Annotated in this window: 19 protein-coding genes; 18 read left to right on the top strand and 1 reads right to left on the bottom strand. The window is 63.0% G+C overall.

Going from position 1 to position 12549, the window contains the following annotated elements; translation table 11 throughout:
- Window positions 1-9 precede the first annotated feature (9 nt).
- From rpsQ to DBR20_RS03290, 18 genes are all read left to right on the top strand, one after another.
- Window positions 10-279, top strand: coding sequence for a 30S ribosomal protein S17 (gene rpsQ, locus DBR20_RS03375; RefSeq protein ID WP_004145355.1), 270 nt, complete (start codon window positions 10-12; stop codon window positions 277-279).
- 12 nt (window positions 280-291) lie between these two features.
- Window positions 292-660 carry a 50S ribosomal protein L14 gene (gene rplN, locus DBR20_RS03370; RefSeq protein ID WP_108265177.1) on the top strand — a complete coding sequence of 123 codons (369 nt, stop codon included), beginning with the start codon at window positions 292-294 and terminating at the stop codon, window positions 658-660.
- Between the two features lie 16 nt (window positions 661-676).
- The gene (gene rplX, locus DBR20_RS03365) at window positions 677-994 is read left to right on the top strand and encodes a 50S ribosomal protein L24 (protein WP_025879308.1); all 318 of its coding nucleotides are present in this window, start codon (window positions 677-679) and stop codon (window positions 992-994) included.
- An 11-nt stretch (window positions 995-1005) separates the two neighbouring features.
- Complete coding sequence (gene rplE / locus DBR20_RS03360) at window positions 1006-1548, top strand: 50S ribosomal protein L5 (RefSeq protein ID WP_025879309.1); 543 nt, start codon at window positions 1006-1008, stop codon at window positions 1546-1548.
- A gap of 18 nt (window positions 1549-1566) precedes the next feature.
- Window positions 1567-1872 (top strand): 30S ribosomal protein S14, encoded by a 306-nt coding sequence (gene rpsN / locus DBR20_RS03355; protein ID WP_089239001.1) that lies wholly within the window; start codon window positions 1567-1569, stop codon window positions 1870-1872.
- A gap of 232 nt (window positions 1873-2104) precedes the next feature.
- Entirely contained in the window at window positions 2105-2503 is a 399-nt protein-coding gene (gene rpsH / locus DBR20_RS03350) for a 30S ribosomal protein S8 (protein ID WP_025879311.1), read from the top strand.
- 17 nt (window positions 2504-2520) lie between these two features.
- Window positions 2521-3045, top strand: a complete 525-nt coding sequence (gene rplF / locus DBR20_RS03345) for a 50S ribosomal protein L6 (protein ID WP_089239003.1) — start codon at window positions 2521-2523, stop codon at window positions 3043-3045.
- 86 nt (window positions 3046-3131) lie between these two features.
- Window positions 3132-3485, top strand: a complete 354-nt coding sequence (gene rplR / locus DBR20_RS03340; RefSeq protein ID WP_025879313.1) for a 50S ribosomal protein L18 — start codon at window positions 3132-3134, stop codon at window positions 3483-3485.
- 161 nt (window positions 3486-3646) lie between these two features.
- Window positions 3647-4189, top strand: coding sequence for a 30S ribosomal protein S5 (gene rpsE, locus DBR20_RS03335; protein ID WP_025879314.1), 543 nt, complete (start codon window positions 3647-3649; stop codon window positions 4187-4189).
- The gene (rpmD, locus tag DBR20_RS03330) at window positions 4182-4373 is read left to right on the top strand and encodes a 50S ribosomal protein L30 (protein ID WP_089239005.1); all 192 of its coding nucleotides are present in this window, start codon (window positions 4182-4184) and stop codon (window positions 4371-4373) included. Before rpsE ends, rpmD begins: the two co-directional genes overlap by 8 nt.
- 4 nt (window positions 4374-4377) lie before the next feature.
- Window positions 4378-4821, top strand: coding sequence for a 50S ribosomal protein L15 (gene rplO / locus DBR20_RS03325; protein WP_025879316.1), 444 nt, complete (start codon window positions 4378-4380; stop codon window positions 4819-4821).
- A gap of 7 nt (window positions 4822-4828) precedes the next feature.
- The gene (gene secY / locus DBR20_RS03320; protein ID WP_025879317.1) at window positions 4829-6196 is read left to right on the top strand and encodes a preprotein translocase subunit SecY; all 1368 of its coding nucleotides are present in this window, start codon (window positions 4829-4831) and stop codon (window positions 6194-6196) included.
- Window positions 6197-6542: 346 nt separating this feature from the next.
- The gene (gene rpsM, locus DBR20_RS03315; RefSeq protein WP_025879318.1) at window positions 6543-6899 is read left to right on the top strand and encodes a 30S ribosomal protein S13; all 357 of its coding nucleotides are present in this window, start codon (window positions 6543-6545) and stop codon (window positions 6897-6899) included.
- Window positions 6900-6910: 11 nt separating this feature from the next.
- A complete protein-coding gene (gene rpsK / locus DBR20_RS03310; protein ID WP_004145443.1) occupies window positions 6911-7300 on the top strand; it encodes a 30S ribosomal protein S11 in 390 nt (129 codons plus the stop codon).
- Window positions 7301-7315: 15 nt separating this feature from the next.
- The gene (rpsD, locus tag DBR20_RS03305) at window positions 7316-7945 is read left to right on the top strand and encodes a 30S ribosomal protein S4 (protein ID WP_025879319.1); all 630 of its coding nucleotides are present in this window, start codon (window positions 7316-7318) and stop codon (window positions 7943-7945) included.
- Window positions 7946-8000: 55 nt separating this feature from the next.
- The gene (rpoA, locus tag DBR20_RS03300; protein ID WP_025879320.1) at window positions 8001-8999 is read left to right on the top strand and encodes a DNA-directed RNA polymerase subunit alpha; all 999 of its coding nucleotides are present in this window, start codon (window positions 8001-8003) and stop codon (window positions 8997-8999) included.
- 197 nt (window positions 9000-9196) lie between these two features.
- Window positions 9197-9580: a 50S ribosomal protein L17 gene (gene rplQ, locus DBR20_RS03295; protein WP_089239009.1), complete on the top strand. Its 384-nt coding sequence runs from the start codon at window positions 9197-9199 to the stop codon at window positions 9578-9580.
- A gap of 192 nt (window positions 9581-9772) precedes the next feature.
- Entirely contained in the window at window positions 9773-10279 is a 507-nt protein-coding gene (locus DBR20_RS03290; RefSeq protein ID WP_089239011.1) for a disulfide bond formation protein B, read from the top strand.
- Window positions 10280-10401: 122 nt separating this feature from the next.
- Here the strand turns inward: DBR20_RS03290 and DBR20_RS03285 are convergent, their stop codons facing one another.
- Window positions 10402-12528 carry a TonB-dependent receptor gene (locus DBR20_RS03285; RefSeq protein WP_108265176.1) on the bottom strand — a complete coding sequence of 709 codons (2127 nt, stop codon included), beginning with the start codon at window positions 12526-12528 and terminating at the stop codon, window positions 10402-10404.
- Between the last annotated feature and the right edge of the window lie 21 nt (window positions 12529-12549).

The raw sequence follows: 12549 nt of genomic DNA, 5'->3' as shown, positions 1-12549 counted from the left end.
ATGGCCGCTATGAGCGACAATACTGAAAACAAAGCGCTGCGCACGGTCGAAGGCCGTGTCGTCAGCAACAAGATGGACAAGACGGTTACCGTCCTGGTTGAGCGTCAGGTCAAGCACGCACTGTACGGCAAGTACATCAAGCGCTCGACGAAACTGCACGCCCACGATGCCGACAACGCCTGCAAGGAAGGCGATGTCGTCCGCGTGACCGAGATTGCTCCGATGTCCAAGACCAAGAACTGGCGCGTGGTGGAAGTCATCACGCGTGCGGCTGAATAAGGAGTCTGAATCATGATCCAGATGCAGAGCTACCTTGACGTCGCCGACAATTCTGGTGCCAAGCGAGTGATGTGCTTCAAGGTGCTGGGTGGTTCCAAGCGCCGTTACGCCGGCATCGGCGACATCATCAAGGTCACCGTGAAGGATGCGATTCCGCGCGGCAAGGTCAAGAAGGGTGAAGTGTATGACGCTGTCGTGGTGCGTACCCGCAAGGGTGTGCGTCGCCCCGACGGCTCGCTGATCCGCTTCGACGGCAACGCTGCCGTTCTGCTTAACAACAAGCAGGAGCCGATCGGGACCCGTATCTTCGGGCCGGTGACTCGTGAACTTCGTTCGGAGAAGTTCATGAAGATCGTCTCGCTCGCTCCCGAAGTGCTGTGAGCGACAGGAGATAATCATGGCTAACCGTATCAAGAAGGGCGACCAGGTTGTCGTCAACGCCGGCAAGGACAAGGGTAAGCAGGGCGAAGTCGTCCGCGTCGATGGCGACCGTCTGGTCGTTGCCAACGTGAACATCGTCAAGCGCCACACCAAGCCGAACCCGCAGGCAGGTGTTGCCGGCGGCGTGGTCGAGCGTGAAGCGTCGATCCATATCTCCAACGTGAATGTGCTGAACCCGGCTTCGGGCAAGGGCGAGCGCGTTGGCTTCAAGGTGCTGGAGGATGGACGCAAACTGCGTGTGTTCCGCTCCAGCGGTGAGGCGCTCGACGCCTGAGGAATGAGAAGATGACTTCCCGTCTCGAAAAGTTTTACAAGGAAGAAGTGGTTCCGGCGCTGATGAAGCAGTTCGGTTACACCAATTCCATGCAGGTGCCGAAGCTGGTCAAAGTCACCCTGAACATGGGTGTCGGCGAAGCGGCCACCAACAAGAAGATCCTGGAAAACGCCGTTGGCGACATGACCAAGATCTCGGGCCAGAAGCCGATCGTCACCAAGTCGCGTATCTCGGTGGCATCGTTCAAGATCCGTGATGGTTGGCCGATCGGCTGCAAGACCACGCTGCGTCGCCACAAGATGTACGAGTTCCTGGACCGCCTGATCAACATCTCGCTGCCGCGCGTGCGCGACTTCCGTGGTGTTTCCGGTCGTTCCTTCGACGGTCGCGGCAACTTCAACATGGGTGTGAAGGAACAGATCATCTTCCCGGAAATCGACTTCGACGCTGTCGACGCGATCCGCGGTATGGATATCGCCATCACCACCACTGCGAAGACCGACGCGGAAGCGAAGGCGCTGCTGGCAGCGTTCAAGTTCCCGTTCCGTAACTGATTCGTCGAGGAAACCGAAATGGCAAAGACCTCCATGGTCAACCGCGACATCAAGCGGAAGAAGCTGGCTGAAAAGTTCGCTGTCAAGCGTGCTGCTCTGAAGAAGATCGTGTCCTCCCCGGACGCGAGCTACGAAGAGAAGATCGAGGCCTCCACCAAGTTGTCGAAGCTGCCGCGCGATTCGTCGCCGAGCCGCCACCGCAACCGTTGCGAACTGTCTGGCCGCCCGCGTGGCGTGTACAGCAAGTTCGGCCTGGGTCGCAACAAGCTGCGCGAAGCCACCATGCGTGGCGACGTTCCGGGCCTGCGCAAGGCCAGCTGGTAATTCCAGCCGGTCCTGCCAGCGAGGGCGCCTTCGGGGGCCCTCGCAGCCGGGGAGGGAAGGTGTTCAGCTTTCCCTCTGCAAAAAACCGAAGAGCCCGACGCAAGTCGGGCTCTTTTGGCGTATACTCCCGCGTCTTGCTCTGCGCAACGCGTAGGGGGAGGGGGCCTGGCCCGTTTCCAGGAGACAACAGATTTTCGCGAAAGCGGATATCGGTGCACTCAAAGGTACTCATATGAGCATGACTGATCCCATCGCCGACCTGCTGGTCCGCATCAAGAATGCGGCAGCGGTTGGCAAGCAGACGGTGAAAGCCCCGTCGTCCAAGATCAAGGTTGCGATCGCCCAGGTCCTGAAGGACGAGGGTTACATCGCCGACCTGCGCGTGACCGCGCTCGAGAACAACAAGTCCGAGCTGGAAATCGTGCTGAAGTATTTCGAAGGCAAGCCGGTCATCGCGACCCTGAAGCGCTTCTCGCGTTCGGGCCTGCGCCAGTACCGCGGCAAGAGCGAACTGCCGAAGGTCATGAACGGCCTGGGCATTTCCATCATTTCCACCTCCAAGGGCATCATGACTGATGCGCAGGCGCGCCAGTTGGGCGTCGGCGGCGAAGTCCTGTGCTTCGTGGCCTAAGGCGAAAGGAGTAGACCATGTCCCGTGTAGCCAAGAAGCCGATCGACCTGGGTAAGGTTGAACTGAACGTCCAGAACGACAACGTCATCGCCAAGGGCCCGAAGGGCACCCTGTCGCTGGCCAAGCCGGCTGGTATCAACATCAATGTCGAAAACGGCGTTGCCACCCTGAGCACCGACAACGTGGACCTGATCCCGCTGACCGGTACCGTCCGCGCCATCCTGTCCAACATGGTCAAGGGTGTTTCCGAAGGCTTCGAGCGCAAGCTTGAGCTGGTCGGCGTGGGTTACCGTGCCGCGATGCAGGGCAAGGACCTCAGCCTGTCGCTGGGTTACTCGCACCCGATCGTGTTCGTGGCGCCGGAAGGCATCACCATCACCACCCCGACCCAGACCGAAATCCTGGTGCAGGGCGCTGACAAGCAGGCCGTCGGTGAAGCTGCCGCCAAGATCCGTGCGTTCCGCAAGCCGGAACCGTACAAGGGCAAGGGCGTGAAGTACTCCGACGAAGTCATCATCCGTAAGGAAGCCAAGAAGGCGTAAGCGCGAGTCCCTCGCAAGAGCCCGCAGATCCATGTGCGGACTTTCCAGGGAAAAGCCCAACCTTCAGCTTTCAAGGAAAAAACATCATGAACAAGAACATCGCCCGCCTGCGTCGCGCCAAGTCGACCCGTGCCCACATCCGTGTGCTCGGTGTGGCCCGCCTGTCGGTGCTGCGCACCGGCCAGCACCTGTATGCACAGGTCTTCACCGCTGACGGCTCGAAGGTGCTGGCTGCTGCCAACACCACCCAGGCCGACATCAAGGAAGGCCTGAAGAACGGCAAGAACGCCGATGCCGCCGCCAAGGTTGGCCGCATCGTCGCTGAGCGTGCCAAGGCCGCCGGCGTCGAGAAGGTTGCCTTCGATCGTTCGGGTTACCGTTACCACGGCCGCATCAAGGCCCTGGCTGACGCTGCCCGCGAAGCCGGCCTGCAGTTCTAAGGGATCAGGGCAGGGGACTTCGGTCCCCGTGCCCGCCTGCTCGCCAGCCTGAGTGAGGCTGGGCGGCGCCGCTCTTCTGCAGCGGCCCACCGCAACAACGCGTCACTCCACAACCATAAGCGGCCCCGAGCCGTACATAACCCAACAACCAAGGAATAAACATGGCAGAAGAACGTCAGCAGCGGGGTCGCGATCGCGACCGTAACCGCGAAGAGAAAGTCGACGACGGCATGATCGAAAAGCTGGTCGCGGTCAACCGCGTCAGCAAGACCGTCAAGGGTGGCCGTCAGTTCACCTTCACCGCCCTGACTGTTGTCGGCGACGGCGAAGGCAAGGTCGGTTTCGGTTATGGCAAGGCACGCGAAGTGCCGGTCGCCATCCAGAAGTCGATGGAGCAGGCTCGCAAGAACCAGGTCACCGTCGATCTGAACAACGGCACCCTGTGGCACACCATCAAGGATGGTCACGGCGCAGCGCGCGTGTTCATGCAGCCGGCTTCCGAAGGTACCGGCGTCATTGCCGGTGGTGCCATGCGCGCCGTGCTGGAAGCAGTGGGCGTGAAGAACGTGCTGGCCAAGGCCACCGGTTCGCGCAACCCGATCAACCTGGTGCGTGCCACCGTGAAGGGCCTGACTGCAGCGCAGTCGCCGGCTCGTATCGCGGCCAAGCGCGGCAAGAAGGTGGAGGATCTCAACCATGGCTAATGAAACCACCAAGACCGTCAAGGTCCGTCTGGTTCGCGGCCTGCGTGGTGCCCAGGCGCGTCATCGCCTGTCGGTGCGTGCGCTGGGTCTGGGCAAGCTGAACGATGTGCGTGAACTGAAGGACAGCCCGCAGGTTCGCGGCCTGATCAACAAGGTCCACTACCTCGTCAAGGTTGAGGAATAATCCAATGACCATGCATCTGAATGAATTGAGCCCGGCACCGGGCGCTCGTAAAGAGCGTACCCGCGTCGGTCGCGGCATCGGCTCCGGCCTGGGCAAGACCTGCGGCCGCGGCCACAAGGGTTCTTTCGCCCGTAAGGGTGGCGGCAAGATCAAGGCTGGCTTCGAAGGCGGCCAGACCCCCATGCAGCGTCGTCTGCCGAAGATCGGCTTCCGTTCGCCGATCGCCAAGGACACTGCTGAAGTGCTGCTGTACCAGCTGGACAAGCTGCCGGCCGGCGAGATCGACTTCGCTGTCCTGCGTGCTGCCAAGCTGGTTCCGAGCACTGCCAAGAAGGCCAAGGTCGTCGTCAAGGGCGAAGTGACCAAGGCGTTCACCCTGAAGGGTGTTGCTGCCACGGCTGGTGCCAAGGCTGCGATCGAAGCTGCCGGCGGCAGCGTAACGGAGTAAGAGAATCATGGCGCAAGCTGGCATCGGTAACCTCGCGGGCGGAATGGGCAAGTTCACTGAACTTCGCCAACGTTTGCTGTTCGTCGTCGGGGCTTTGATCGTCTATCGCATCGGCTGCTACGTGCCGGTGCCGGGCGTCAATCCCGATGCCATGCTTGCCATGATGCAACAGCAGGGCGGCGGCATCGTGGACATGTTCAACATGTTCTCGGGCGGCGCCCTGCACCGTTTCAGCATTTTCGCGCTGAACGTGATGCCGTACATTTCGGCATCGATCGTGATGCAGCTGGCTGTGCACATCTTCCCCGCCCTGAAGGCGATGCAGAAGGAAGGTGAGTCCGGCCGCCGCAAGATCACCCAGTATTCGCGCATCGGCGCCGTGCTGCTCGCAGTGGTGCAGGGCGGTTCGATCGCGCTGGCGCTGCAGGGCCAGGTGTCGCCGACCGGCGCACCGGTTGTGTACATGCCGGGCATGGGCTTCGTGCTCACTGCCGTGGTCGCACTGACCGCCGGCACCATGTTCCTGATGTGGGTGGGTGAGCAGGTGACCGAGCGCGGCATCGGCAACGGTGTCTCGCTGATCATCTTCGCCGGTATCGTGGCGGGTCTGCCGGGTGCGGTCATCCACACCTTCGACGCCTACCGCGACGGCAACATCCAGTTCATCCAGCTGCTGCTGATCGCCATCGTCGTGCTCGCCTTCACCTTCTTCGTGGTGTTCGTCGAACGCGGCCAGCGCCGGATCACGGTGAATTACGCGCGCCGCCAGGGCGGTCGCAACGCGTACATGAACCAGACCTCGTTCCTGCCGCTGAAGCTGAACATGGCTGGCGTCATCCCGGCGATCTTCGCCTCGAGCCTGCTGGCCTTCCCGGCCACCCTGGCCATGTGGTCCGGCCAGGCTGCCAACCAGAGCACCTTTGGCCAGACCCTGCAGAAGGTCGCCAATGCCCTGGGTCCGGGCGAGCCGCTGCACATGATCGTGTTCGCTGCGCTGATCACCGGTTTCGCGTTCTTCTATACCGCGCTGGTGTTCAACTCGCAGGAAACCGCCGACAACCTGAAGAAGTCGGGCGCGCTGATTCCGGGCATCCGTCCGGGCAAGGCCACCGCCGACTACATCGACGGCGTGCTGACCCGACTGACTGCTGCCGGTTCGGCTTACCTGGTGATCGTCTGCCTGCTGCCGGAACTGATGCGCACGCAGTTGAACGCCTCGTTCTACTTCGGCGGTACTTCGCTGTTGATCGTGGTGGTGGTGGTGATGGACTTCATCGCCCAGGTGCAGGCGCACCTGATGTCCCACCAGTACGAGAGCCTGCTGAAGAAGGCCAACCTGAAGGGCGGCAACCGCGGCGGTTTTGCTCGCGGCTGATTAGCCTGCTATACTTTCGTCTTCCTGACGTGATGGTCCTCCGCTTCGCGGACTCTGGCCACACAAACGAAGGGCGGCCCCCGCAGCGGTTCCGGGTGGGGGTGTGATGAGGTGGTCCCGCGCTGGAGTAGCGCGGGCGGCCCGGGAGGCAACTCCAGGTCCAACCCCATCCGGCGCCGGAGCCTGGGCACACTCCCCGGGCCGGGTTCATGAAACCTCTGGTTTCACGGGCTTCCAAGCAAACCGGAACCTTGTTAGTATCACTGGTTCACTTTTTTGATCCATCCTGCCGGATCGGCGTGCCTTGAGCGCGCTGTCGGCCATCACTCAGCTGGAGAACCGCGTCATGGCGCGTATTGCAGGCGTCAACCTGCCAGCCCAGAAGCATGTCTGGGTCGGGTTGCAAAGCATTTACGGCATCGGCCGTACCCGTTCGAAGAAGGTCTGCGAAGTCGCAGGCGTCACTTCGACCACCAAGATCCGCGATCTGTCGGAGCCGGAAATCGAGCGCCTGCGCGCCGAGGTCGGCAAGTACATCGTGGAAGGCGATCTGCGCCGTGAAATCGGTATCGCGATCAAGCGCCTGATGGACCTGGGCTGCTACCGCGGCCTGCGTCACCGTCGCGGTCTGCCGCTGCGTGGCCAGCGCACCCGTACCAACGCCCGCACCCGCAAGGGCCCGCGCAAGGCGATCAGGAAGTAAGGGACATATAAATGGCTAAGCCTGCTGCTAAGACCAAGAAGAAGATCAAGCGCGTCGTCACCGACGGCGTTGCCCACGTCCACGCTTCGTTCAACAACACCATCGTGACCATCACCGACCGTCAGGGCAACGCTCTGTCGTGGGCGACCTCCGGTGGCGCTGGCTTCCGCGGTTCGCGCAAGTCGACCCCGTTCGCAGCCCAGGTGGCTGCCGAAAAGGCCGGTCGTGCTGCGCTGGACTACGGCGTGAAGTCGCTGGAAGTCCGCATCAAGGGTCCGGGTCCGGGCCGTGAGTCGGCCGTGCGTTCGTTGAACAACGTCGGCTACAAGATCACCAACATCATCGACGTGACGCCTATCCCGCACAACGGGTGCCGTCCGCCGAAGAAGCGTCGCGTCTAAAGGGAGCGATAAGAAATGGCTCGTTATATCGGTCCTACCTGTAAGCTCGCCCGTCGCGAAGGCGCCGACCTGTCCCTGAAGAGCCCGGCGCGTGCGCTGGATTCCAAGTGCAAGTTGGAGCAGAAGCCCGGCCAGCATGGCGCCACTGCCCGTAAGGGCAAGCTGTCCGACTACGCTACCCAGCTGCGTGAAAAGCAGAAGGTCAAGCGTATCTACGGTCTGCTGGAGCGTCAGTTCCGCAACTACTACAAGAAGGCCTCGACCAAGAAGGGCAACACCGGCGAGAACCTCCTGCAGCTGCTGGAAACCCGCCTGGACAACGTTGTCTACCGCATGGGCTTCGCCGTGACCCGTCCGGCTGCCCGTCAGCTGGTGTCGCACCGCGGCGTCACCGTGAATGGCAAGTCGGTCAACCTGGCCTCGTACCAGGTCAAGGCTGGCGACGCCATCGCCCTGTCTGAAAAGGCTGCCAAGCAGCTGCGCGTCCAGGAAGCCCTGACCGTCGCCGCCCAGCATGACCTGAGCCCGTCGTGGGTTGAAGTGGATTCCGGCAAGTTCTCCGGCATCTTCAAGGCTGTTCCGGATCGTTCGGATCTGCCTGCGGACATCAACGAAGCGCTGATCGTCGAGCTGTATTCGAAGTAATTCACATTGGAGAGCCCCCGGCGACGGCCGGGGGTTCACTAGGAGAACCCGCAACATGACGGTTACCGCCAACCAGGTTCTGCGTCCTCGCGGTCCGCAGATCGAACGCATTACCGACACCCGTGCAAAGGTCGTTATCGAACCTTTGGAGCGGGGTTACGGGCATACGCTGGGTAATGCCCTGCGTCGCGTGCTGCTGTCGTCCATCCCGGGCTTCGCCATCACGGAAGTCGAAATCGACGGCGTGTTGCACGAGTACACCACGGTCGAAGGTCTGCAGGAGGACGTGCTGGAAGTCCTGCTGAACCTGAAGGACGTGGCCATCCGTATGCACTCTGGCGACAACGCGACTCTGTCCCTGTCCAAGCAGGGTCCGGGCGTTGTCACCGCTGCCGACATCAAGGTCGACCACAATGTGGAGATCTTGAACGGCGACCACGTGATCTGCCACCTGACCAAGGACACGGCAGTGAACATGCGTCTGAAGATCGAGCGTGGTTTCGGCTATCAGCCGGCTGCTGCGCGTCGTCGTCCGGACGAAGAAACCCGTGCCATCGGCCGTCTGGTCCTGGATGCCTCGTTCTCGCCGGTCCGCCGTGTCGCCTATGCCGTGGAAGCGGCTCGTGTCGAACAGCGCACCGATCTGGACAAGCTGGTCATCGATATCGAGACCAACGGCACCATCGACGCCGAAGAAGCAGTGCGTACCGCTGCCGACATCCTCAGCGATCAGCTGTCGGTGTTCGGTGACTTCACCCACCGCGACCGCGGTGCGGCGAAGCCGGCCAACAACGGCGTGGATCCGGTGCTGCTGCGCCCGATCGACGATCTGGAGCTGACCGTGCGTTCGGCCAACTGCCTGAAGGCCGAGAGCATCTACTACATCGGCGATCTGATCCAGAAGACCGAAGTCGAGCTGCTGAAGACCCCGAACCTGGGTAAGAAGTCGCTCACCGAGATCAAGGAAGTGCTGGCCCAGCGTGGCCTGTCGCTCGGCATGAAGCTGGAGAACTGGCCGCCGGCCGGCGTCGCCAGCCACGGCATGCTGGGCTGATACAGCCTTTCTGCAAGACCGCATGGCCCCGTCGGCAACGACGGGGCCATTGCACCAAGGCAATACCGCCACGACGAACGAAGGTTCGCGGGCAGGTCGTCCAGGACGGATGGCCAGGACCAACCGCAGTCCGAGCAGCAGCGCCAGGAAGGCGACAACGATCCGCAAAGCCACATCATTAACCAAGGAATATCACCATGCGTCATCAGAAATCCGGCCGTAAGTTCAGCCGTACCAGCGCCCACCGCGAAGCGATGTTCAAGAACATGGCCGCCTCGCTGTTCAAGCACGAGCTGATCAAGACCACCCTGCCGAAGGCCAAGGAACTGCGCCGCGTCGCCGAGCCGCTGATCACCCTGGCCAAGGTCGACTCCGTCGCCAACCGTCGTCTGGCCTTCGCCCGCCTGCGCGACAACGAAGCCGTCGGCAACCTGTTCACCATCCTGGGCCCGCGCTACGCGACCCGTCCGGGCGGTTACCTGCGCCTGCTGAAGTGCGGCTTCCGCGCCGGCGACAACGCGCCGATGGCCTACGTCGAACTGGTTGACCGTCCGGTCGTGGCTGAAGCCGTCGAAGAATAATCGACGCGCTACACCCGTCATTCGGTGAAGAACCCGGCCTCGTGCCGGGTTTTTCCGTTTTCGGGGGGCAGAGCCCTTTGCATCCACAAAGGGATCCGACCCCGCACTGTTCCGACGGGCGCGACGTTGTGGCGGTTCGAACGGCGCGCAGTCTCGGTTACGCTTGCGGTCCGTACTACACGAGCGTTGCCGATGAATCCTCTGCGCTGGCCTTTCCGCGCCCAGTTCCTGCTGGGCTTCCTGATCTGCGCGGGCCTGCTGGGCTACGCCATCTTCCTGCAGTTGAAGATGGGGCTGGAGCCGTGTCCGCTGTGCATCTTCCAGCGCCTTGCATTTGTCGCCCTGGGCCTGCTGTTCCTGATCGGTGCCCTGCACGGGCCGTCCAATCGCCCGGGGCGGGCGACCTACGGCATCCTCGCGTTCATTGCCGCTGCCGTGGGCGTGGGCATCGCCGCACGCCACGTCTACGTGCAGATGCTGCCGCCGGAGATGGGTGCGACCTGTGGCCCGCCGCTGGCCTTCCTGCGCGAGACCATGGGGCCGCTGGAAGTGTTCCGCACCGTTCTGACTGGCACCGGCAACTGCGGCAACATCGACTGGACCTTCCTCGGCCTGACCATGCCGATGTGGTCGGGCGTGTGGTTCGTGCTGCTGGCGCTGTGGGCGTTGGTTGTGTCGCTGCGCAAGGTCAAGCGCTGAAAGCGACACGGGGTCGGATCCCTTTGCGGAGCAAAGGGCTCTGACCCCGTTCGCAGCCACGCACGGCGTGGCTCTACTGCGAGCTCCGGGTTTCCCTACGGAAAGGGATCCGACCCCTTCGCTTAGAAATCCTGCTGCAGGCTCAGATAGGCGCCGCGACGCGGCCCCCATTGCGGCGCGAACACGCCGATGCCGCCGCCATCGCGCAGCTGGTAGCTGCGGTCCAGCGTGTTGAGCACGGCCAGCTGCACATGCAGCGGATGGCTGCTGTCGGCGTTGAAGTCATGCGCGGCGCTGAGATTGACCTGCAGGTACGACGGCAGCTCGCCGCCATTGGGCACGCCCTCGATGTCCGAGCGCAGGCCGCTGCCGTACACGTAGTTCGCACCCACCCGGTTGTGGCCAGCGAAGGCGTAGCTGACGCCGCCGGAAGAAGTCAGCTTCTGGTCGTGGTCCAGATGGATCCAGTTCTGCTGCACGTAGGCCAATGCATCCGGATCGAGGTTGTACTGGCTGGTGATGACCTGGGTGCCCATCGCCTTGTTGTAGGCCGCGTTGAAGTACGCGCTGATCGGCCCGTTGCTGTAGTCGGCGCTGAACTCCAGGCCGTGGATGTGGCCGCGCCGATAGTTGAAGGTGGAATAGATGTAGGCGGCGCCGAACTGGCCTTCGTCCTGCAGGCGCGAGACGCGGCGGTCGTAGGCATCCAGGCCGAGGGTGAGGTGCTCGCCGACCTGCTGTGACACGCCGATGTCGTAGTAGTCACTGCGCTCGGACAACGGCGTGTTGCTGCCACCGGCGGGTTGCTGGTTGCTGGTGCCGTCGAACAGGGCCAGATCGCTGCCGGCAACCAGTTCGCTGGCGGGCGGGGTGAAGTAGCGGGAGTAGCCGGCATGCACCGTGGTGCTGTCGCTGGCATTCCAGACCACGCCCAGGCGCGGGCTGAGCTGGCCCTCGGTATGGCCGAACGCCTTGAAGCGGTCGCCGCGCAGGCCGTAGTTGACCGTCCAGTCCTCGCCTATCCGCCACTCATCCTGCACGTACAGTGCCGCGGTGCTGGCGTGGAAGGCGTTGCGGTCCGGGATCAGCTGCGGCGTGGTGCTTGTCTGCCGGCCATCGGCATCGACCGGGAAGACCCAGCTGCTGTTGTTGGCGGCGGCGTGTTCGTAGTTGCCATACAGGCCATAACGCAGGGTGTGGTTGTCGCCCAGCGGCGTGGAGAAATCGGCCTGCAGGGTGTTGGCGCGGTTGCTGCGCTGGACCTGCGAGGCGACGCCACTGAACACCAGATCGCCGACGACGTCCGGGTTGAAGGCCACGTCGCTGTAGCGCTGGCCGGCCGAGAGCTGGTACGCGGTCTGGCCCAGCGTGCCCTGCAGCACCAGCATGCCGAAGCGGGTGGTCTCGCGCTGGGTTTCGTCCAGCTGGCTGGAATCGAAGGTGGTGGTGTCCAGGTAACCGAACTGCGGGGTCTGCCCCGGGTTGACCGGAATCTGGAAGCGGTTGTTGGCGAAGCCGGCGAACACGCTCAGGCGGGTGTTGTCGTTGACCAGATAGGTCAGGTCGGCAAAGGCCTTCCCTTGGTGGGTATCGTCATGCAGCGGCTTGCGTGCGCTGGTGGGGTTCTCCAGCCCGACTTCGTTCTGGTCGTAGTTGCCGGTCAGGAACCAGCTCCAGCGGCCCTGGTTGCCCCACCAGGAGGCATTCGGGTTGACCTTGCCGAACGAGCCGGCGGTGATGCCGGCGCTGCCGCCGTTGCCCAGCTCGGCACCACTGCGGGTCGTGATATCGACCACCGCGGCGGTGCGTTCACCGAACTGAGCCGGCAGGGCACCGTCCATCAGGCGGATGCTCTTGATGGTGCGCGCATCCAGGGTCTGGCCGAAGCCGGAGATCGATTCGGGCAGCAGTACGCCGTTGATGCGGTACTGCAGGTTGGCGTGGTCGCCGCGCACGTGCACGCCGCCGTAGGAGTCCTGGACCACGCCCGGGGCCTGCAGCAGCACCTGGCTGAGCGGGGCGGAGGCGCCCAGGGGCTGCTTCTGGATGTCCTCGGCGGTGATCTGGTACTGGCTGCTGCCGATGTCCGGGGACAGGGCGTTGCGGGCCTGGTCGAGCTGGGCGCTGACGGTGACCACGTCGAGGTCCTTGACCGCAGCCGCGCTGGCATCAGTGTCAGCGGCAAGCACGGGTTGGCTGGCCAGGATCAGGGCGAAGGTGATGGCGGTGGTGAGCAGGGAGGGCTTCATGGGAAATGGGCAGGGAAGGGG

It is taken from the genome of Stenotrophomonas sp. HMWF023 (genome assembly GCF_003060985.1).
GTDB lineage: Bacteria > Pseudomonadota > Gammaproteobacteria > Xanthomonadales > Xanthomonadaceae > Stenotrophomonas > Stenotrophomonas lactitubi.
This window is presented reverse-complemented; position numbering and strand designations above follow the sequence as displayed.

Coding starts and splice junctions, on each gene's coding strand:
- rpsM (WP_025879318.1), top strand. CDS start 6,543: ATGGCGCGTATTGCAGGCGTCAACCTGCCAGCCCAGAAGCATGTCTGG.
- rplQ (WP_089239009.1), top strand. CDS start 9,197: ATGCGTCATCAGAAATCCGGCCGTAAGTTCAGCCGTACCAGCGCCCAC.
- rplO (WP_025879316.1), top strand. CDS start 4,378: ATGACCATGCATCTGAATGAATTGAGCCCGGCACCGGGCGCTCGTAAA.
- rpsD (WP_025879319.1), top strand. CDS start 7,316: ATGGCTCGTTATATCGGTCCTACCTGTAAGCTCGCCCGTCGCGAAGGC.
- DBR20_RS03290 (WP_089239011.1), top strand. CDS start 9,773: ATGAATCCTCTGCGCTGGCCTTTCCGCGCCCAGTTCCTGCTGGGCTTC.
- rpsH (WP_025879311.1), top strand. CDS start 2,105: ATGAGCATGACTGATCCCATCGCCGACCTGCTGGTCCGCATCAAGAAT.
- rpsQ (WP_004145355.1), top strand. CDS start 10: ATGAGCGACAATACTGAAAACAAAGCGCTGCGCACGGTCGAAGGCCGT.
- rpsK (WP_004145443.1), top strand. CDS start 6,911: ATGGCTAAGCCTGCTGCTAAGACCAAGAAGAAGATCAAGCGCGTCGTC.
- rpmD (WP_089239005.1), top strand. CDS start 4,182: ATGGCTAATGAAACCACCAAGACCGTCAAGGTCCGTCTGGTTCGCGGC.
- rplF (WP_089239003.1), top strand. CDS start 2,521: ATGTCCCGTGTAGCCAAGAAGCCGATCGACCTGGGTAAGGTTGAACTG.
- rplN (WP_108265177.1), top strand. CDS start 292: ATGATCCAGATGCAGAGCTACCTTGACGTCGCCGACAATTCTGGTGCC.
- secY (WP_025879317.1), top strand. CDS start 4,829: ATGGCGCAAGCTGGCATCGGTAACCTCGCGGGCGGAATGGGCAAGTTC.
- rplX (WP_025879308.1), top strand. CDS start 677: ATGGCTAACCGTATCAAGAAGGGCGACCAGGTTGTCGTCAACGCCGGC.
- rpsN (WP_089239001.1), top strand. CDS start 1,567: ATGGCAAAGACCTCCATGGTCAACCGCGACATCAAGCGGAAGAAGCTG.
- rpoA (WP_025879320.1), top strand. CDS start 8,001: ATGACGGTTACCGCCAACCAGGTTCTGCGTCCTCGCGGTCCGCAGATC.
- rplR (WP_025879313.1), top strand. CDS start 3,132: ATGAACAAGAACATCGCCCGCCTGCGTCGCGCCAAGTCGACCCGTGCC.
- rpsE (WP_025879314.1), top strand. CDS start 3,647: ATGGCAGAAGAACGTCAGCAGCGGGGTCGCGATCGCGACCGTAACCGC.
- rplE (WP_025879309.1), top strand. CDS start 1,006: ATGACTTCCCGTCTCGAAAAGTTTTACAAGGAAGAAGTGGTTCCGGCG.
- DBR20_RS03285 (WP_108265176.1), bottom strand. CDS start 12,528: ATGAAGCCCTCCCTGCTCACCACCGCCATCACCTTCGCCCTGATCCTG.